The sequence below is a fragment of the Sinomonas soli genome, from assembly GCF_054782415.1.
In genome coordinates, this window is record NZ_BAAGSN010000013.1 from 140,274 (window position 1) to 160,313 (window position 20,040).

Consider the following 20,040-nt stretch of genomic DNA (forward strand, 5'->3'; position numbering starts at 1 on the left):
GGATAGACCCGCCGGCCGCGCGCTCACCAGCCGCTGCGCGTGGGCGTGTGCCCCTCCCTGGCCTCGGCGGGCATGGCCAGCTCCGCCCGCAGGCCGAGGAGCCGGATGGGCCGGCCGGGCTCGATCGAGGCAGCGAGCTCGAGGGCCCGGGCGAGGACCTCGCCTGGATCGGAGGTCTCGGGGATCTTCCGCCCGTGGCTCGTGGTGTCGAACGGGGCGTACCGGACCTTGAGGGTCAGCCCGACCACCGGCCGCCCCTCGGCCGCGACGTCCTCGAGGACCCGCGCGGCCAGCTCCCGCACGGCACCGTCCACCTGCGCCGCGTCCGTCAGGTCCCGTTGGAAGGTGGTCTCGCGGCTGTGCCCGCGCGCCACCCACGGCGTGCTGTCCACCACGCTCGAGCCGTCCCCGCGCCCCAGCTGCGCGTACCACGGGCCCATCTTCGGGCCGAACTCCGGCACCAGGTCCTGCGGATCGGCCGCGGCGAGCTCGGTGACGGTCCGGATGCCGAGCGCGGCCAGCCGCGCCGACACCTTGGACCCGACGCCCCACAGCTCCTTGGTGGGCAGACCGCCCATGACCTCGAGCCAGTTGGCCGCGGTGAGGCGGAAGACGCCGGCCGGCTTGCCGAAGCCGGTGGCCACCTTGGCCCGGACCAGGGTGTCGCCGATGCCCACGCTGCAGTGCAGCCGCGTCCGCTCGAGGACGGCGGCCTGGAGCGAGCGGGCGTAGGCCTCGGGGTCGTCGGTCTCGACGCCGATGAAGGCCTCGTCCCAGCCGATCACCTGCACGGTCGCGCCGGGCTGGTCGCGGAGGGCGGCCATCACGGCGTCGGACGCCTCGAGGTAGGCCTCCCGGTCCACGGGGAGGATGACGGCGTCGGGCACCTTCCGCGCGGCGATCCGCAGCGGCATCCCGGAGCGCACGCCGTAGGCGCGCGCCTCGTAGGACGCGGTCGAGACCACCGCCCGCTCGGCGGGGTCGCCCCGGCCGCCCACGATGACGGGCAGGCCCGCGAGCTCGGGCCTGCGCAGCACCTCGACCGCCGCGAGGAACTGGTCGAGGTCCACGTGCAGCACCCACGGGCTTCCGCTCATCCCACCAGTGTGCCCCTGAAGCGCCCGGGCCCTACTTGCGGATCGCACCGCTCGATGGCGCCAGGATTCATTTCTTCCAGGCCGGCCCCGGGGTCTTGGACAGGCCGGCGACCACAGCCACCGCGACGGCCACCTGCGCCACCCCAAGGAGCCGTGTGAGGCCCGGACGCTTCTTGAACCAGCCCATGAGCGGAGCCCACGGCCCGAACTCCCACCGTGCGCAATGCTCTACCGGGAACAGAGCGGTAAGCACCCCGTCCCCGATCTCTGCCATGGCCAGCGACTCCACGACCCGGACGTCCATGAGATCCCCTCCCGCACCTGGTTCGATCCCGGCTGACCGGACCGTGGGAAACAGTGTGCCCTGCCCGACCACAGCGGCTTAGAGCTGAAAGCCCTCAATGGCGGAGCCTGCGTCGTCGCCCCGTCAACACGGGCGAGCATGCCAGCACCGCCCCTCCCAGGACCCGGAGCGCCTGCGCCATGCTGGCGTTCATGGACGCGGCCTCGAGCTCGTGGCCAGCACCCCGTACGCCAACGGGACCGTCCAGCTCCACTACCGCCGGCCCCGGTAGAGTCCAGCCATGCCGACCTCCGAACCCGCCGCCGACACCGCCACCCTCGAAGCCCTCCTCCCGGAGGGCCGGGTCCTCACGGCGCAGGCCTCCCTCGCCGGCTACCTCCACGACGAGGGCGAGTGGGCCGTCTACGGCGCCCCACGCGCCGTCGTGCGTCCGGAGAGCACCGAGGAGGTGGCCGAGGTGGTGCGCTGGTGCGCGCAGACCGGCACCCCGCTCGTGGCGCGCGGGGCCGGGACGGGGCTCTCCGGGGCGGCGAACGCGATCGAGGGCTGCGTCGTCGTCTCCTTCGAGCGGATGAACGCGGTCCTCGAGGTCAACGCTGCTGAGCGGTGGGCGCGGGTCCAGCCGGGCGTGGTCAACGACGACCTGCGCGCCCACGTGGCCCACCACGGCCTGTGGTACCCGCCGGACCCAGCGTCGTCGCCGTGGTCCACGATCGGCGGCAACGTCGCCACCAACGCCGGCGGCATGTGCTGCGTCAAGTACGGCGTGACCCGGGACTACGTGCTCGAGCTCGAGGTGGTCACGGGCAGCGGCGAGGTCACCCGGCTGGGCACCCGCACGGCGAAGGGCGTGGCGGGCTACAACCTCGTGGGCCTCATCGTCGGCTCCGAGGGCACGCTCGCCGTGGTGACCGAGGTCGTGGTGCGGCTGCGGCCGCTGCCGCCGGCGCCGATCACGGTGGCCGGCATGTTCGACTCCCTCGTCGACGCCGGCCGCGCCGTGGCGCTCGTGGCCGAGTCCGGGATCAGCCCCTCGGTGCTCGAGCTCGTGGACCGCCACTGCCTCAAGGCCGTGGACGACTGGAAGCACATGGGCCTCTCCACCGACGCGAACGCGGTGCTGATCGGCCGCACCGATGCGCGCGGCGAGCAGGGCCGGTTCGAGGCCGCCGAGCTCGCCCGCTGCTTCGAGGAGGCCGGGGCCAGCGTCGCCGCCGTCTCGGCCGACGAGCAGGAGTCCGAGGCCCTCTACGCCGCCCGCCGCCTGGCCTACCCGGCGCTCGAGCGGCTCGGGCCCGTCCTCACCGAGGACGTGTGCGTGCCCAGGGCCAGGGTCCCCGAGGTCCTCGCCCGGATCGAGGAGATCGCCGCGGCCCATGACGTGCTCATCGCCAACATCGCCCACGCCGGGGACGGCAACCTCCACCCGCTCATCATCACCGAGCCCGGGGACGAGGCCGCGAAGGCCCGCGCCCACGCCGCGTTCACCGAGATCATCGACGCCGCCCTCGCCGCCGGCGGCACCGTCAGCGGCGAGCACGGCGTGGGAACCCTCAAGCTGGACGGGCTCGCCAAGGAGCTCCCGCCGGCGAGCCTGGCCCTGCACCACGCGGTCAAGCACGCCCTCGACCCGCACGGCATCCTCAACCCCGGCCGCGCCATCCCGCCGCTCGCGTAGGCGGGGCAGGGGAGCGCCGCGCACGACGGCGGGCGGCCGGCCCGGGCGGGGACGCCCGCCGGCCGCCGCGCTTTCCTCCTCCGCGCACGCCCTCTGCAAGGCTTGTGCGAGTTTCCCCCAAGATCGCCCTGCCCGGCCCCTACCCGTCCGTAGCGTGGTGTGCGGAGCTGGCCGCCGGCCAGCGTCAACGCACCCGCGGCAGGCCCTGGACCCCCTGCCGCGCACGTTCACAAGGGGGCGGTCCTCATCAGGAAGCTACTCTCCGCCGCGGGAACGGCGCTGCTCATCGCGGCAGCGCTCGCCACCGGCACCACCGCCGCGACCGCGGCACCACCCGCCAAGGCGGCCAGCCACTCGGTCAAGGTCTGCGCCGACGCCAGGCCGGGCGAGGCCGCGTGCGCCGCCCGGGCAGCCACCGACCCGGCCGGCAGGCGCATCACCAGCAACGCCCTGCCGCCCGCGAGCGCCCTCACGCCCGCCCAGCTGCGCTCGGCCTACAACCTCACCGGCACCGCCTCCGGCGGCAGGACCGTCGCGATCGTCGACGCCTACGGCTACCCGAACCTTGAGCGCGACCTCGCCGCCTACCGGAAGCAGTTCGGCCTGCCGGCGTGCACCACGGCCGGCGGCTGCCTCAAGGTCCTGAACCAGACGGGCGGCACCAAGCTGCCCCGGTTCGACCTCGGCTGGGCGCAGGAGCAGGCCCTCGACGTCGACGCCGTCTCCGCCGCCTGCCCGGACTGCAAGATCGTGGTCCTGCAGGCCAGCACGGCGTCCTTCACCAACCTCGGCACCGCCGTCCAGACGGCGGCCAAGCTGGCCGGCGTCGTGGCCATCTCCAACAGCTACGGCGGCTCGGACGCCTCCGACGCCACCTACGGGAAGTACTACAACTTCCCCGGCATCGCGGTCACGGCCAGCGCCGGCGACAACGGCTACCAGGGCGCCTCCTACCCGGCGGCCTCCTCCTACGTCACGGCGGTGGGCGGCACGAGCCTCAACCAGGCCTCGACCGGGCGCGGCTGGACCGAGTCCGTCTGGTCCGGCACCGGCTCGGGCTGCTCGGCCTACAACGCCCCGCTCGCCGCGGCGGCCGGCTCCACCACGGGTTGCGCGAAGCGGGCGATGAACGACGTCGCCGCCGCCTCCGACCCGTCCAACGGCGGCCTCGCCGTCTACTACCCGACCTCGAGCACGAGCTCCACGTGGGGCGAGTTCGGCGGCACCAGCGAGGCCTCCCCGATCATCGCCTCCGTCTACGCCCTCTCCGGCAACACCGGCTCGAAGGCCGCCGGCACCTACGCCAACAGCATCCCGTACGCCCACACCGGGTCGCTGTACGACGTCGCCTCCGGCTCCAACGGCACCTGCACCACCGCCCAGTGGTGCACCGCCCGCACCGGCTGGGACGGCCCCACCGGACTCGGCACCCCGAACGGCACCGGCGGCTTCTGACCGCCCGGCCCTTCGGCCACAGGCCCTGGCGGCCCGGGCCCGCGTTTCTCATGGGGGGACGCGGGACCGGGCCGCCGGGCGTTTCCGGTGTTTCAGGCGTGCTCCGGAGTGCCGGGTGTTGCTGCCGCGTTATCGGTGTTTGCCCCGGGCAACCTGTGCGTTCCACCATGGGTCGGCGAGGAAATCTGGGGCCCCGCAGCACAGGGTCGGACTCTGTCCGGCCATGGCGAAGAGCGGAAGGCACGCCCATGCACCCCCAGAGCTCCTCCTCCCCGGCGGGCACGATCATGGTCCTCGGCGGCGACGGCTACCTCGGCTGGACGCTGGGGCTGGCCCTCGCCAGCCGCACCGGCCGGCAGGTGGTCCTCGTGGACAACCTCATCAAGCGCCGGTGGGAGAAGGAGGCGGGGGCGAAGGTCCTCGTGCCCCTCAAGACCCCCAAGGCGCGCATCGCCGAGTACGAGCGGCTCTTCGGCGGCCAGAACCTCTCGTTCGAGAAGGTCGAGCTCCTGGACTCCGGCGCCGTGGAGCGGGTCATCGCGAAGTACCGGCCCGCCGTCGTCATCAACGCCGCCCAGCAGCCCTCGGCCCCGTTCTCGATGAGCAGCGCCAAGAACGCCGCCGCCACGTTCTCGAACAACATCGTGGGCCACCTCAACGTCCTGTGGGCCCTCGCCGGCCTGAGCAAGGCGACCACCTACATCAAGCTCGGCTCGGCCGGCTGCTACATGGGCACGGACACGGACTACATCCCGCTGGAGAAGAAGGACTTCACCTTCGAGGACCACGGGGCCCAACACCAGGTCCTGCAGGGCTTCCTGCCCATGCAGGCCACCGACTTCTACCACCAGTCAAAGATCACCGACCTGCTCATCGACGACCTCTGCTCGAAGATCTGGGGCCTGAAGGTGATCACCGTCCAGCAGGCCACGATCTTCGGCGCCACGATCCCGGAGAACCACCCCGAGGAGTGCGCCGGCCTCGCCGCCCGGTTCAACTACGACTCGGTCTTCGGCACCGTCTTCAACCGGTTCGTGTGCCAGATGGTGATCGGCCACCCCCTCACGGTCTACGGGGACGGAAGCCAGAAGACGGGCCTGATCAGCCTCGAGGACACCGTCGAGAACTTCCTCGAGTTCACCGACCTCGACGTCGCCCCGGGCGAGCACCAGGTGCTGCACAACTACACGCACCGGCTGAGCATCAGCGAGATCGCCCAGCGGCTCGCGGCCATCGACCCCTCCACCGAGATCAGGCACCTCGCCAACCCCCGGCAGGAGCCGGTCGGCCGGCTGGACCCCCACGTCGAGGTGCACGGGGCCATCGCGGCCCGGCACGCCGACAAGGAGGCCCGGCTCCAGGCGGACATGGCCGCCATGCTCGAGTTCACCGACCGCTACCGGGACAACATCGACCCCTCGATCATCCTGCCCACCGTGGAGTGGTCGGTGGAGGAGACCGAGGCCCCGGCACCGGCCCGGCGGGACCTGGGCGTCCGCCCCGCCCCGGCCTTCTACCGCGAGGTCGCCGAGGGCTAGCTCCGGACTCGATCAGCTCCCACCCCGATCAGCTCCGGGGCGCGGTCAGCTCCGGGCGCGGTCCAGGAAGTCGCGGGTATGCCGGGCGAGGACCTCGGCCTCCTCGAGCGTGGACTCGTGGATGAAGGACATCCGCGCCACGTCCTCGATGACCTTGATGTAGACGTTGCGCTCCTGGAGGTACGCGGCCAGGGCGGCCGGATCGGCGGCGCGCAGGGAGACGATGTTGCTCTGGCGCGTGCCGTGGTCGATGAAGTCGATCCCGTGCTCCCGCAGGACGGCCTTGATCCCCGCCAGCAGGGCGACGTTCTTCTCCTGGACCGCGTCCATGCCCAGGGCGTTGAGCTCGTGCAGCGACGCGTGCAGGGCCGCGAGCCCGGCGACGTTCTGGGTGCCGTCCTGGAAGCGCGCGGCCGTGTCCTTGAGGACGTAGGACTCCTCGTCGAAGCGCTCCATGCTGCGGATGCCCACGCGGCTGTGGCGCAGGGACGGCATCAGCCCGCGCCGCACATACATGAACCCGATGCCCATGCCCGCACGCAGGTACTTCTGGCCGCCGCACACGAGGAGGTCCACGGGCGTCTCGGCCAGGTCGATCGAGCGCACGCCGATGTGCTGGACGGCGTCGATCACGAGGAAGATGCCCCGTTCGCGGCACACGCGCGAGAGGAGGGCCAGGTCCGGCATGAACCCGTCGTAGCGCTGGGCCGAGGACATGCTGATGGCCCGGGTCCTGGGGCCGATGGCCCCGAGCAGGCGGTGGAAGGCCGCCTCGTTGTCGCGGCCCGTGATGACAGTGACCGTCACCCCGTCGTGGCGCTTGCGCAGCCAGGGCAGGAGGTTGGCCGGGTACTCGTTGCCGAGGACCAGCACCTCGTCGCCCGGGTCGAGGGGCAGCACCTCGCTGGCGATGACGATGCCCTCGGTCGTGTTCTTGAGGTACGTGACCTCCTCCGGCGCGCAGTTCAGGAGCCGCGCGGCCTCCTCGGCCATCTCCTCGGCCAGGCGGTCGTAGCGGTAGAGCACCTCGGGGGGCCCGTACTGGTAGAAGTCCGCCATGAAGTCCCGGGCGGCCTCGTAGGCGGTCCGGCTCATCGGGGCGACGGTCGCGTAGCTGAAGAAGGTCTTCTCGGAGAGCGGCTTCATGGTGCTGCGCAGCCTACTGGACCGGTGCCCTCGCGGGGGAGAGGTTGCGGTCGGCGAGCCCGGTCAGCACGGGCAGCGCCGCCTCGAGCGCGGCGCGCTCGGCGGGGGAGAGCCGGGAGATGTCCGCGGCCAGCCGGCTCGTCCCCTCCCGCCGCACGTCGTTGAGGGTGGCGCGGCCCGCCTCGGTGAGATCGAGGACGACGGCGCGCCGGTCGCCGTCGTGCGCCCGTCGCCGCACCCAGCCGCCCGCCTCCAGCACCTCCGTGAGCCGGGACATGCTGGGCGCCGTGATCCCCAGGTTCGCCGCGAGGTCGGCGGGGCGCTGCGTCCCGCACCGGTCCAGGGCCGCGAGGGCGGCGAGCCGGGACGGGGTGAGGCCGCGCTCGCCGGCGTCGGCCCGCAGGTAGAACGCGAGCCGGTTGACCGCGGTCCGCAGCCCGGCCGCGAGGGCCACCGCGCCGGCGTCGTCCGCGTTCACCGCCGGCCCTCCTCAGCAGGGTCGCCGGCCCCCGCGCCGGCCGCGGCGCCCGAGTCCACGCCGGAGGAGGTGCCGGGGTCCACATAGCGCTCGCCGCGCAGGGCCGAGGCGACCGCGGCGATGAGGCACGCCGCCACCGCGAACCCGAACGCCACGGCAAGGCCGGCGGCGAACGGGCCGGAGATGAGCGAGGGGAAGAACGCCCGCCCGGTGAGGTACTGGACGTTCTGCGCCGGCAGCGCCCCGAGCACCTGCGGGCCCAGGAGCGTCTGGACCGGGTTGTAGCCCAGCAGCGAGGCGAACAGCACCCCCACGGGCGGGAGGGAGGCGACGCGGCTGGCAGCGGCGGCCGGCACGCCCTGCGCCGTGAGGCCCGCGGTGAGGGTCTGCGGGAGGGAGCCGGCCAGGCCCGTGATCATGAGGGAGAAGAAGATCCCGATCGAGAGCACCATCGAGGAGTTCTGGAACGTGGTGCTCATCCCGCCGCCCACCCCGCGCTGGCCCGGCGGGAGGCTGTTCATGATGCCGGCCCGGTTCGGGGCGGCGAACAGGCCCATGCCCACGCCGTTGGCGAGCAGGGCCAGGGCGAAGACCCAGTAGTCGAAGTCCACCGGCAGGGCCAGCAGCCACAGGAAGCTCGCGGCCGCGACCACCATGCCGCCGGTGGCGAGGAAGCGGGCGCCGAAGCGGTCCGAGAGCCAGCCCGAGGTGGGGCCGGCCACGAGGAAGCCCACGGTGAGGGGGAGCATGTAGATGCCGGCCCACAGCGGGGTGGACTCGAAGCTGTAGCCGTGCCGGGGGAGCCAGATCCCCTGCAGCCAGATGATGAGGATGAACATGAGCCCGCCGCGCCCCAGCCCGGAGAGCAGGCTCGCGAGGTTCCCGGCGGAGAACGCCCGGATGCGGAACAGGTCCAGCCGGAACATCGGGTCCGAGGTGCGCAGCTCGATCACGCAGAACACCACGAGCACGCCCACGCCGCCGAGCAGGGCCGCGAGGACCCACGGGTTGGCCCAGCCCATGGTGGCCCCGCCGTAGGGCTGGATGCCGTAGGTGATGCCCACGAGCACCGCGACCAGGCCCACGGCGAAGGTCAGGTTGCCCCACCAGTCCATGCGCGAGCGCGGCCGGGTGCCCTGCTCGTGCAGGCGCAGGGACGCCCAGACCGTCCCGAACAGGCCCACGGGCACCGAGACGAGGAACACGAGATGCCACTCGAGCGGGGCGAGGACGCCGCCGAGGATCAGGCCGAGGAACGAGCCGGCGATGCCCGCCACCTGGTTCAGGCCCAGACCCAGCCCGCGCTGGTTGACCGGGAACGCGTCCGTGATGATCGCGCTCGAGTTGGCCATGAGCAGCGCCCCGCCCACGCCCTGCAGGATGCGCATCGCGATGAGCCACACCGCCCCGGCCGTGCCCGTCAGCCACGTGGCCGAGAGCAGGATCGAGAAGGCGGTGAAGATCGCGAACCCGGCGTTGTACATCTTCACCCGCCCGTACATGTCCCCGAGGCGGCCGAAGCTGACCACGAGCACCGCCGTGACCACGAGGTAGCCCATGATGAGCCACAGCAGCAGGCTCGTGTTGGAGGGCTCGAGCGGGTTGATGCCGATCCCGCGGAAGATGTCCGGCAGCGCGATCAGCAGGATCGAGGAGTTGATGGTGGCCATGAGGACGCCCAGCGTCGTGTTCGACAGGACGATCCACTTGTAGTGCGGGCTCGCGAGATCGCGCTCTGCGTGGGCCGCGCGGCGTGCCCGGTACGTGCTGACGGTGTTCAGGCCCACGCGGACTCCCAACTCTGCTCTTGCGAGGCGGGTGCGAGTTAGTTGACGTCCACTAACTACCGTACGCCCGGTGCCCTGCCCCGGGGCCTGCCACGGCGAGGTTTCTTCCAGCTACTGCCCAGTTGCCCTACTGCCCGGCGCCGAGGGCACCTACCCTCTAAGCAAGGGCTGGCCGTCGCCAGCGACAAGGGCAGATGCGGCAGGCACAAGGTCGGCCTGCTGCGTCCGGACGCCAGGAGGAGCCCCCCATGATCAGCAAGCTACTGTCCGCCGCCGGGGCTGGACTGCTCGTGGTGGCGGCGCTCACCGCCGGGGCCCCAGCAGCCAGCGCCGCACCGCCCGCCGCGGCCCACGCCGCCCCCCTCGTGGTGCGGGGCGCCGCTGACCCGTCCATCCAGATCTGCCCGCCCCCGGGACCCGGGCAGGTGGCCTGCGCCGCCCGCCAGGCGATCGACGCCGTCGGCCGGGCCGCCGGCGGCGCGGCGGCCCCGCCCGCCGGAGCCCTCACGCCCGCCCAGCTGCGCGCGGCCTACAACCTCAAGGGCACCGCCTCGGGCGGCCGGACGGTCGCGATCGTGGACGTGTTCGGCTACCCGAACCTCGAGCGGGACCTCGCCGCCTACCGGAAGCACTTCGGCCTTCCCGCGTGCACCACGGCGAGCGGATGCCTGAAGATCGTCAACGAGAACGGCGGCAAGGCCCTGCCCAGGTTCGACCTCGGCTGGGCCCAGGAGCAGGCCCTCGACGTCGACGCCGTCTCTGCCGCCTGCCCGGACTGCAGGATCGTGGTCCTGCAGGCCAGCACCACCGAGCTCACGAGCGTGGGCACCGCCGTCCAGACCGCGGCGAAGATGCGCGGCGTCGTGGCGATCTCCAACAGCTACGGCGGCGCCGACGCCTCCGACGACGCCTACGGGAAGTACTACAACGTGCCCGGCATCGCCGTGACCGCCAGCGCCGGCGACTCCGGCTACCAGGGCGGGTCCTACCCCGCGACGTCCTCCTACGTCACCGCGGTGGGCGGCACGAGCCTGAGCCCGGCGCCCGGAACCAAGCGGGGCTGGGCCGAGAGCGCCTGGGCAGGCACCGGCTCCGGCTGCTCGGCCTTCAACGACCCGCTGGGCGCGGCCGACGAGTACGGCACCGGGTGCGACAACCGCGCGATGAACGACGTCGCCGCGGCCTCCGACCCCGCCCACGGCGGCCTCGCGGTCTACTACCCGACTTCGGCGACGAGCTCCACGTGGGGCCAGTTCGGCGGCACCAGCGAGGCGTCCCCGATCATCGCCTCCGTCTACGCCCTCGCCGGCCACACGGGCTCGAAGGCCAAGGACACGTACGCGAACAGCATCCCGTACGCGCATTCGGAGGGGCTGTTCGACGTGGAGTCCGGCTCCAACGGCACCTGCACCCCCGCCCTGTGGTGCACCGCCGGTCCGGGCTGGGACGGCCCGACCGGGCTCGGCACCCCGAACGGCATCTGGGGGTTCTGACCGGGGACCAAAGCCTCACGCGGCAGCAGGCCTCCCAGGAGGATCATGGGCACCACAGCCCGGGATCTTCCTGGGCCGGCCTGAGGGGTCATGATGCGCCGCTTCCCAGCCGTCCTTGCGATGGTCGCGCTGCTGGTCCTCACCGGCTGGACGGCCGGGGGCGGCCCGCTGCCCGTCCTCGTCCCCGCCCTCAACGGGATCGACACGCACTACGAGCAGCTCGGCGGCGCCGCCTCGTTCCTCGGCACGCCGCTGGGCCCGGAGTACCCACTGGCCGGCGGCGCCGCGCGGGACTACCAGGGCGGGAGCATCTACTGGAGCGCGGCCACGGGCGCCTGGGAGGTCCATGGCGGGATCCGCACCGAGTACCTCGGGCGGGGCGGGCCCGGCGGCTTCCTCGGCTTCCCGCGCACCGACGAGACCACCACGCCCGGGGCGGCCGGACGCTACAACGACTTCGCCGGCGGCTCGGTGTACTGGAGCCCCGCCACCGGGGCGCACGAGGTCCACGGCGGAATCCGCGCCGAGTACCTCGCCCGCGGCGGCCCGGCCGGCTTCCTCGGCTTCCCCCTCCGGGATGAGAGCCCCACCCAGGCGCCGACCGGCCGCTACAGCGACTTCACGGGCGGCTCGGTGTACTGGAGCCCCGCGACGGGGGCGCACGAGGTCCACGGGGCCATCCGGACCCGGTACGTCGGGCTGGGCGGCACCGCGGGCATCCTGGGCTTCCCGGTGACGGACGAGATCGCGGCCCCGGACGGCGTGGGCCGCTACAACCACTTCAGCGGCACGAACGGCTCCTCGGTCTACTGGAGCCCGGCCACGGGCGCGCATGAGGTGATCGGCGGGATCCGGGCCCGCTGGGCGTCGCTCGGCTGGGAGCACGGCCGGCTCGGCTACCCGCTCACCGGCGAGTACAGCATCACCGGCGGCCGGCGCAGCGACTTCCAGCACGGCGCCGTCCTGTGGAGCTCGGCCAGCTCCACGAGCCAGGTGGTCTACGCGGGCCTCCCGTCCGCGCTGATGGGTGCGGACCTCGAGCGCATCCCGACCACCCACAGGGTCGTCGCCCTGACCTTCGATGCCGGCGCCAACAACGCCGCCGTCCGCTCCATCCTCAACACCCTCGCGGTCAACGGCGTCCCCGCGACGTTCTTCCTCACGGGCGCGTGGGCGAACCTGTTCCGCTCCGACGTGGCCGCGATCGTCGCAGGCGGGCACACCGTGGGGAACCACTCCATGACGCACCCGTACTTCACCGCGCTCACGGACGCCCAGATCGCCGCCGAGGTGGGCGGCGCGCAGTCCGCGATCCTCGGCGCGGGCGCCGATCCCCGGCCGTTCTTCCGGTTCCCCTACGGCGACCGGAACGCCCGGACCATCGCGGACGTCAACGCCGCCGGGTACGCCGCGATCCGCTGGACCGTGGACACGCTCGGCTGGGAGGGCACCGTGGGCGGGACCCGCGGGCCGGACTTCGTCCTGCAGCGGGTCCTGGCCGCGGCGCAGCCTGGCGAGATTGTGCTCATGCACCTCGGTTCGAACCCGGACGACGGCTCGACCCTGGACGCGGCCGCCCTCCCTGCGGTCATCGCGCAGCTGCGCGCCGCGGGCTACGGATTCGTGACGCTCGACGCCGCGCTCGGCTAGCGCCTCGCGGCCCAGGGCACGGTGGTCTCAGGCGCGGTGACCCGGATGCGGGCTCACAGCTGCGGGCTCACACGGGGAACCGCAGCAGGTGCCAGTAGGGCGAGCCCGGCGTGACGTAGGCCCACTGGTACTCGTCGACCCCGATGCTCGGCAGCCACAGCCAGTTGCCTACCACCACGAGGCCCGGACACGAGTAGCCGCACGCAGGGGGAGGCGGCGGGGTCGCGGCAGCTTCCACTGCCGGCCCGATCAGGAGCAGCGAGGCGGCGACCGCCACCGTGCCCCTGAGCTTCTTCATCTTCATGGTCCATCCTGTCGAGACCCCGAGACCAGGAGACAGGTTCCCTCAGTCCAGCCATTGTCCCGGGCGCCGGTCTCCCCGGTCAACGGACGGCGCCCCGAAGTCAGTGCGGACCATCACCTATCGGCCCGCGAGGTCGTCTGCCACCCGCCGGAGGTCTTCCATCCAGCCCTTCGACCGGTTCGGCTGCCGGCCGGCACCTTCGAAGTTCTGCAGCGCCTCGGCGAGGCTGTCCAGGGCGGCGGAGATGTTGGCCTTCACGGCGCTGTAGCCCTCGTTCGAGCGCGGGTCCGAGGAAACACCCGCGAGCAGCTCTGCTCCGGCGCGCACCACCAGGGACGCCTCAAGTTCGTTCATGGGGGAACTTCCTCACGGGGGAAGGAGCGGAGCCGGGCCAGAGGAGACGCCGCGGACGGCCGACGGCCGTAACGGACCAGTATCCTCCACTCCGGGCCCTGAGGACAGCGGCGAACTCTGGGCCGGGAAGCGTGCGGTACCGTGGAGGGATGCCCTACACTAGCTCGCCCCTGGCCCCGAGGGGTGGCGAGCGGGCACTGACGATCCCCGAACTGGCCGACGTCCTCGGCGCTGACGCCTTCAGCAATCCGCGCTACCACGGTTACGGCGAGTGCGACGAGGAGACGAGGCACCAGCTGCACAGGGTGCGCCACGCCCCCGAGGCCCTGGTCCGCATCTACCGCGCCCTTCCCCCCGGCGTCGGCCAGATCAACCCCGGTGACTGGGTCACGCTCTCCCAGGACTACGCGCGCCAGCACGCGATGCGTGACGACGACGCAGCCAACGACTGGCCGATCGTCTTCGCCGACGTCCCGGCGCGCACCGTGATCACCGACGGCAAGGACCTCGACCAGTACGGGTACGCCGGGCCGCCGCTCACCGGACTGCGGGACAGCGCCGCGGGCGACGCGCCGTAACCCCGTAGGCCCGTAACCCCGTAGCCCCAACGTGAGGGGTCATGTCCCAACGTTGAGGGGTCATATCCCTCAGGGACATGACCCCTCAACTCAGGGACATGACCCCTCAGCTCAGCCCGTAGGCCCGTGGGCCGGCGGCGCGGGGCGCCTGGACTCACGCCACCTCGTAGACCCTCCCGAGCGCCGGCAGGTGCATCAGCACCCGCACCACGGGCCGCCCGGTCGCCGCCTGGACCGCGCGCCGGTAGGTGTCCATCTGCCCGAGGTAGTGGGCGCGGATGTGCCCCGCCGGGTCGTGGCCGGGATACGTCTTGTGGTCCACGAGCACGAACCCGTCCGGGCCCTCGAGCAGCAGGTCGATCCAGCCCTCCATGGTCTGCCCCTCCGGCCGCCAGCCGATGGCCGCCTCGCGGTGGCGCACCCAGCCGGGGAACTCGGCGTCCAGCCAGGCCTCGAAGCGCTCGCCGGCGGCCGTGAGCAGCGAGGCGTCGATGGTCCTCGCGACGCCCCAGCGTCCGACGAGGCGCTCGGCGAGGCGCGTGCGCCCGGCGGGGTCGAGGGTGCGGAACTCCGTCCCGAGGTAGGCGTGCACCGCGCTGCCCACCGCGCCCCAGTCTTCGGCGCCGTGCGCTGCCAGGGGCGTGCCGAGCACGGCGGCCTCCCTGATCTCGGCCTCGAGCCCCTCCGAGGGCACCTCGCTCGCCTTCAGCCGGGCCGGCCGCCGCACGACGCCGGCCCCTGCCGCGGGCGCGTCGACGAACCGCGGCGACCACTCGGCGTCGTCCGCCACCGGTTCCGCCGGCTGCAGGCACGCGAGCCGGGCCGGCACCGCCGTCTCCCGGCACACCGTCACGGATCCGTCGGCGGGCTCCTCGGCCGCCTTCCACGCGACGAGGCCCTCGATCCCGAGGTCGTTGAGCAGCCCGGGGGAGCCGTTCTTCGCCGTGAGCACGGTGGTCTCCGCGGCGCGGGTCATGCCGACGTACATGAGCCGGGCCTGGTTGCGCTGCTCGCGGGCGAGGAACCGCGCGGCGGCCTCGGACTGCTGGGCCCGCTGGTCCAGCGCCGACCCGCCGTAGGGGAACGGGCTGGGCCACAGCCGGATCCACCGCCCCGCGAGGGGATCGGCGAGGTCCAGCTCGCGGGTCTGCTCCACACCCGTGCCGAACGGCCGCGCCTTCGCCTCCTTGTCCAGGCTCTCCATGACCACCACGGGCCACTCGAGCCCCTTGGCCCGGTGGTACGTGAGCACGTTGACCACATCCGGGCCGGAGTTCTCCGCCGACTCGTGCTCGTCCGAGGCGAAGAACTCGAGGAACCCGCGCAGGGTGGCCGGCTCCCGGAGCGCCCGGCACCGCTCGTAGTACAGCTCCACGGCGCCCCGGAAGGCATCCAGGTTCCGCAGCCGCCGCTCGGGGGCGGACCAGCCCGCGATCAGCCGCGGCAGGCCCAGCACGCCGGTCACGGCCTCGAGGACCTCCGTGGGCGTCGCGGCCGCGGCCTGCCTGCGCAGCGTGTCGAGGGCCGCGACCACGGGCGCGGCCCGCCACGCATCGTGCACCAGGCGGGGCCCGGCCACCACCTCGCCCGCCTCGTTGCGGACGCGCTCCCGGGGCACGACGGCGCCTAGCAGCTCCTGCTGCCACACCAGGTGCGAGGGGTGCTCCGGATGCAGGGCCACGAGCTCGGCGAGGGCCACGGTGTCGTACCGGTCGGCGACGTACGCCATCCCAGCGCGGGTGAGCTGCACCTCGCGGGCGCCGCCGAGCGCGCGCGGGTCCAGGCTGGCCCGCAGGCCCAGCGCGTCGAGCGCCGCCGCGACCGCGCGGACCTCGGCGTTGGTGCGGGCCAGGACGGCCACGTCGCAGGGCCGCAGCCCGGGGCGCCGTTCCAGCAGGTCCTGCACCCCGGCTGCGGTGGCCCGGAGCCGGTCCTCGGCCCGGCCCGCCGGCCGGGTCCATGCCTCGACGCTCCCCGTGTCCGCGCCGTAGGCGGCGGCGCGGGCGGGCGGCAGCTCGAGGTGCACGGACTCGGCCGCCATCCCGTGGTCGGCGAAGACCCGCTCGAACACGGCATTGGAGAGGTCCACGACCGCCTGCCGCGAACGCCACGTGTGCGAGAGCTGCTCGCGCCGCTCGGCCGGGACCTGGGCCATCACGGCCTCCATGAGCTCCGGGTCCGTGCCGCGGAACTCGTAGATGGCCTGCTTCGGGTCTCCCACCCACACCGAGCGGCGCACGAGGGCTCCGAGCTCGAGGAACAGGGCCAGCTGGAGCGGGCTCGTGTCCTGGAACTCGTCCACGACGAGCACGTCGATGCGGGCGCGGAACGACTCCTGGAAGGCGCGGTTGTGCCGGGCGAGGTCGAGGACCCTGGCCTCCTGGTCCACGAAGTCCATGAGGGCGTTGTCCCGTTTGAACTGCTCGTACGCGTCGAGAGAGTCCGCCGCGCAGCGGAACAGCCCGCGGACGTAGCCCTCGAGGTCCGCGTGGAGCACCGGGTTGGAGAGCAGCTCGGCAGCGATCCGGTCGCGCAGCGGGCCGAAGATCTTCTTCAGCGGCGCCGGGGCGCCCGAGCCGAGGAAGCCGCGCCACACCTCCCACGGGGTCGTCTCGACGCTCTGGGCCCGGGCGATCCTGTCGAGGACCTTGGGGTGGTTCTCCTGGAAGGACTTCGTGGTGAGGTTCGCGGCGCTGCCGTCCTCGTGCACGCCGCGGGCCACGGTCCGGTCCAGCTCGGCCCGCAGCGCGTGCAGCTCGCGGAACCACTCGGCGCGGCGGTCCTCCCCGGCGGGGTCCAGGAAGCCCCGGAAGCCGGCCCACGAGGGGTCCGCGCACCCCCGGACCGCGTTGGCGTCCAGCTGGTTGGCGCGGGCCAGGTTCACGATCCGCTGGAGGGTCTCCTCCCACGACTCCACCCCATACCCCTGGGCGAGGTCGGGGTGGGTGCCCAGGCGCACGGCGATGGGGGCGAGCTCCTCGGCGTGCCGCGCCCGGACCTCGTCGGTGGCGAGCCGGAACATGGCCTGGAGCTGGTCCTCGCCGATCACCTCGAGCGCGGGGGAGAGGCCGGCGTCGATCGCGTACTCCGCGAGCAGCTGCCCGCAGACGCTGTTGACCGTGCCGATCAGGCTCGCCCCGAGCTGCTGGGACGCCGCCGCGAGGGCAGGCGACGTGCGCTCGGCGTCGAGGAGCCGGGCCGCGATCCGCTCCCGCAGCTCGCCGGCGGCCTTCTTGGTGAAGGTCGTGGCCATGATCTTCTCCGCCGGGGTGCCGGCAGCGATCTCCTGGACGATCTTCTCCGTGAGCGTGTAGGTCTTCCCCGTTCCCGCGCTCGCGGAGACCATCGTGACGTTCTGCAGCAGGCGCGCGCTCATGAGTAGTCCCCCTTCAGCCCGCACAGGGCCCCGAACCGGCAGAACCGGCAGCCCGGCTCGACGTACAGGCGGCCCACCGCGGTCTCCGCGTCCTTGACGGTGGTGGGCTCCCCGCCCTCGGCGGCCGCCGCCTCGGCCTGCGCCGCGGCGAACGCCTGCTCCACTGGCCCGGTCGCCGTCACCCTGCCGGCGAGGACCTGCTCGACCGTGAACTCTGCCGAGCGGACAGCCCGGCCCCACAGCTGGCCGGGGTCCTCGTCGCGCGGGATGGGTGCCCCGAAGTGGGTGTGCGCGGAGGCGAACGCGTGCTGCTTGAGGAGGAAGTACGCGGTCGGGTCGTCCGGCGGGGCCTCGCCCTCGTGCAGCGCCCACTGGTACAGGGCCAGCTGCAGGGCGGTGCCCTCCTTGATCTTCTGGCGCAGGTGCTTGGCGGAGCTGTACCACTTGAGGTCCACCACCACGGTGCGGCCCGCCTCGTCGATCCCCACCGCGTCGGCGCTGCCGCGCACCGGGACAGTCAGGACGCCGTCCGGGGTCACCAGCTGCAGGTCCTTCGTGATCGGCTTCTCGACTTCCTGCAGCGTCACGCCGCCCTTCTCGAGGCCGCGGAAGAATTCCCGCGCGGCGACCGTGACCGCGTCCACCACCGTGAGCCGGCGCGCCTTCTGCCCGGGCAGGAGCAGCTCGGAGGCGAGCTGGGGGAGCAGCTGATCGATGACCTCGGCGATCTCCCGGTCCTCGGGCACGGCCCGGTGGGCCCCGCGCAGCCGCCCGTGCAGGACCTCGATGACCCGGTGCGCGAACGAGCCGATCATGCGGCTGCCCTCCGGGATGTCCGCCGCGTCCGGCACGCGCAGGCCGCCCTTGCGCTCGAGCGCCCACCGCATCGAGCAGCCCAGCAGCACGTCGAGCTGCGAGTAGGACATGGTCTCCGGGGCCAGCGCGGGGTTCGCTCCGACCTCCTGCAGCGGATCGGGCGCCGCCGGCCGGTGTGCGGCGGCCTGGGCGAGCCGTGCGGTGCGGCCCGCGAGGCGCCACACGCCGTCCCCGTCGGTGAGCTGCCGCGGCGCCCGCGTGGCCCGCTCGATCCGCCCGCCGAGTCCGGTCCCCGTCTCGGCAGGGGGGCCGTAGCGTTCCACGAGGGATTCGAGCAGCGGATTCGGGCCCACGCGCTCTCCGTTGCGCTGCGCGGCCTGCACGAGCACGAGCCTGCGGCACCGGCCCGCGGCGGCGAGGGTCTCGCGCACCGCCAGCGCCGTGAGGTCCTGGGGTGTGGGCAGCTCGACGCCCACGCGGGCGAGCGAGGCGGCGTCGTGCGGGTCCCAGCGCCGCACCGTGGGCGCGGAGGCTGACTGGAACCCCCACCAGAGGACGTCCTCGACGTCCTCGCCGAGCTCCACGAGGTGGTTCAGGCGCAGCCAGGGCGCCGCCTCGGCCGCCCCGAGCGCCTCGGCGCCGGGCGTGACGACGGAGGCGATGATCCGCCGGAGGTCCCTGCGGCCCACGTGCCGCAGCGGGGCCACGAGCGCCAGGACGCGGCGCAGCTGCGCGGCCGTGGGCTGCAGCCGTGGCACGACGGCGGCCCGCGCCGTGAGCGCCGCCGCGAACCAGGCCGTGGCGTCGACGAGCTGCGCCCCGCTGGGCAGCCGGTGCTCCGCGTCGGGGAGCAGGCCCGTGCTGAAGAGCCGGTCCAGGGTCGCGGCGAGCTCTGGGCCGAGGGTCTCGTCCTCGCCGATCGCCCGGATCGCGGCGTCCCACACGGGCCCGCGGGTGCCGGGCTCGCGGCTGAGCGCGCGCAGCAGGTGCCGGGCAGCGCGGCGCTTGACCGGAGAGTCCTCGAGCGTGAGGAACTCCGCGAGCAGGTGCACGCTGACCGGCTCCCACACGAGTTCGAAGAAGAGGGGGATGAGCTGGTCCTGGGCGCGCCACGCCGACCGGGCGCCCACGCCGAGCCGCGGGCTGCCGTGGTGGGCGAGGTACTGGTCCAGCACTCCGGTGGGGTCCGAGCAGACGACGGCCGTGCTCCCGTTGGCGCCGGCCGCGAGCCAGCGTGCGGCATGCTCGGCGGCCTCCCACTCGGTCTCCGCGGCCAGGACCGTCAGCTCGGGCGCGCGCGCGGGCTCCGGGGCCTCGCTGATCCTGACCCCGCGCCGGCGCAGAGCCCCGATGATCCGGCGCCACACGGCCGGAAAGGTCTCCTCGGGGTGCTGGAGCACGAGCTCGTCGATGCCGAGCGGCAGGGGAGAGGACTCGAGCTCCGCGAGCAGCTCAACGACGTCGTCCGCGAGCGACGGAGCGAGCGGGCCGTCCGCGGCCAGCGGGCGGCCCGCGTCCCTGCCGAGGCGCTCCGCGGCGGCGAGGGTCTCCAGCAGGGGCGACACCGCGCCGTCGAGCGTGCCGTCCCAGCCGTTGGCGACCGCATCGTCGCGGGCCGCGAGGAGCTCGTGAGCGGTGGACCAGGGATCGGCGGCGAGCGAGTGGTGGAACCAGGCGTCCGGCGCGTCGAGGTGCTCGAGCCGGCGCAGGTACTGGCTCACGCGCTCGGCGTTGGGCACCTCGGGGCGGGTGAGCCCGAGACGCGTCTGCAGGAGTCCGATGAGGTTCTTGCGGCCCACCCGCACACGGTTCAGCCCCGGGCTCGCGTACGCCCACGGCGCGCGATCGAGGAACCACCCGAACTCGACGATCATCTCCTCACCCTAGCCAACCCCTCCGACAGAACAGGCTCCCGGGCGGAACGTGGTGACCGGGCCGGATGCACCTACCCGCCGAGAACACCTGCATCTACGCTGGCGCCCACGC

The 20,040-nt window shown here is 73.3% G+C and carries 15 protein-coding genes; 6 read left to right on the plus strand and 9 right to left on the minus strand.

Features of this window, described 5'->3' with window-relative positions:
* Window positions 1-23 precede the first annotated feature (23 nt).
* Together ACYVKZ_RS12730 and ACYVKZ_RS12735 are read right to left on the minus strand one after the other, a co-directional pair.
* A complete protein-coding gene (locus ACYVKZ_RS12730; protein WP_460992617.1) occupies window positions 24-1,097 on the minus strand; it encodes a DNA polymerase IV in 1,074 nt (357 codons plus the stop codon).
* A 67-nt stretch (window positions 1,098-1,164) separates the two neighbouring features.
* Window positions 1,165-1,401 (minus strand): hypothetical protein, encoded by a 237-nt coding sequence (locus tag ACYVKZ_RS12735; RefSeq protein ID WP_460992618.1) that lies wholly within the window; start codon window positions 1,399-1,401, stop codon window positions 1,165-1,167.
* A 280-nt stretch (window positions 1,402-1,681) separates the two neighbouring features.
* On the opposite strand from ACYVKZ_RS12735, the gene ACYVKZ_RS12740 reads away from it, so the two are divergent.
* From ACYVKZ_RS12740 to ACYVKZ_RS12750, 3 genes are all read left to right on the plus strand, one after another.
* Window positions 1,682-3,079: an FAD-binding oxidoreductase gene (locus tag ACYVKZ_RS12740; protein ID WP_460992619.1), complete on the plus strand. Its 1,398-nt coding sequence runs from the start codon at window positions 1,682-1,684 to the stop codon at window positions 3,077-3,079.
* A gap of 159 nt (window positions 3,080-3,238) precedes the next feature.
* Complete coding sequence (locus ACYVKZ_RS12745) at window positions 3,239-4,534, plus strand: S53 family peptidase (RefSeq protein ID WP_460992620.1); 1,296 nt, start codon at window positions 3,239-3,241, stop codon at window positions 4,532-4,534.
* Between the two features lie 248 nt (window positions 4,535-4,782).
* Window positions 4,783-6,072, plus strand: coding sequence for an NAD-dependent epimerase/dehydratase family protein (locus ACYVKZ_RS12750; RefSeq protein WP_460992621.1), 1,290 nt, complete (start codon window positions 4,783-4,785; stop codon window positions 6,070-6,072).
* A gap of 45 nt (window positions 6,073-6,117) precedes the next feature.
* On the opposite strand, the gene ACYVKZ_RS12755 is transcribed toward ACYVKZ_RS12750, so the two are convergent.
* The 3 genes from ACYVKZ_RS12755 to ACYVKZ_RS12765 are packed head-to-tail and all read right to left on the minus strand — an operon-like array spanning window position 6,118 to window position 9,483.
* Window positions 6,118-7,218 (minus strand): aminotransferase class V-fold PLP-dependent enzyme, encoded by a 1,101-nt coding sequence (locus ACYVKZ_RS12755; RefSeq protein WP_460992622.1) that lies wholly within the window; start codon window positions 7,216-7,218, stop codon window positions 6,118-6,120.
* Between the two features lie 13 nt (window positions 7,219-7,231).
* Window positions 7,232-7,696 carry a MarR family winged helix-turn-helix transcriptional regulator gene (locus tag ACYVKZ_RS12760; RefSeq protein ID WP_460992623.1) on the minus strand — a complete coding sequence of 155 codons (465 nt, stop codon included), beginning with the start codon at window positions 7,694-7,696 and terminating at the stop codon, window positions 7,232-7,234.
* A complete protein-coding gene (locus tag ACYVKZ_RS12765; RefSeq protein WP_460992624.1) occupies window positions 7,693-9,483 on the minus strand; it encodes an MFS transporter in 1,791 nt (596 codons plus the stop codon). Before ACYVKZ_RS12765 ends, ACYVKZ_RS12760 begins: the two co-directional genes overlap by 4 nt.
* 248 nt (window positions 9,484-9,731) lie before the next feature.
* Between ACYVKZ_RS12765 and ACYVKZ_RS12770 the strand changes: the two genes are divergently transcribed.
* Window positions 9,732-10,976 (plus strand): S53 family peptidase, encoded by a 1,245-nt coding sequence (locus tag ACYVKZ_RS12770; protein WP_460992625.1) that lies wholly within the window; start codon window positions 9,732-9,734, stop codon window positions 10,974-10,976.
* Between the two features lie 93 nt (window positions 10,977-11,069).
* On the plus strand, window positions 11,070-12,626 hold the full coding sequence (locus tag ACYVKZ_RS12775) for a polysaccharide deacetylase family protein (protein WP_460992626.1): 1,557 nt from the start codon (window positions 11,070-11,072) through the stop codon (window positions 12,624-12,626).
* A gap of 67 nt (window positions 12,627-12,693) precedes the next feature.
* On the opposite strand, the gene ACYVKZ_RS12780 is transcribed toward ACYVKZ_RS12775, so the two are convergent.
* Window positions 12,694-12,930, minus strand: a complete 237-nt coding sequence (locus tag ACYVKZ_RS12780; RefSeq protein WP_460992627.1) for a hypothetical protein — start codon at window positions 12,928-12,930, stop codon at window positions 12,694-12,696.
* Between the two features lie 117 nt (window positions 12,931-13,047).
* Window positions 13,048-13,284, minus strand: coding sequence for a hypothetical protein (locus tag ACYVKZ_RS12785; protein WP_460992628.1), 237 nt, complete (start codon window positions 13,282-13,284; stop codon window positions 13,048-13,050).
* A gap of 149 nt (window positions 13,285-13,433) precedes the next feature.
* Between ACYVKZ_RS12785 and ACYVKZ_RS12790 the strand changes: the two genes are divergently transcribed.
* Window positions 13,434-13,862, plus strand: coding sequence for a hypothetical protein (locus ACYVKZ_RS12790; RefSeq protein ID WP_460992629.1), 429 nt, complete (start codon window positions 13,434-13,436; stop codon window positions 13,860-13,862).
* Between the two features lie 154 nt (window positions 13,863-14,016).
* Here ACYVKZ_RS12790 and ACYVKZ_RS12795 read toward each other — a convergent pair whose 3' ends face one another.
* Window positions 14,017-17,238, minus strand: coding sequence for a UvrD-helicase domain-containing protein (locus ACYVKZ_RS12795; RefSeq protein ID WP_460992630.1), 3,222 nt, complete (start codon window positions 17,236-17,238; stop codon window positions 14,017-14,019).
* Entirely contained in the window at window positions 17,235-19,928 is a 2,694-nt protein-coding gene (locus tag ACYVKZ_RS12800) for a PD-(D/E)XK nuclease family protein (protein ID WP_460992631.1), read from the minus strand. Before ACYVKZ_RS12800 ends, ACYVKZ_RS12795 begins: the two co-directional genes overlap by 4 nt.
* Between the last annotated feature and the right edge of the window lie 112 nt (window positions 19,929-20,040).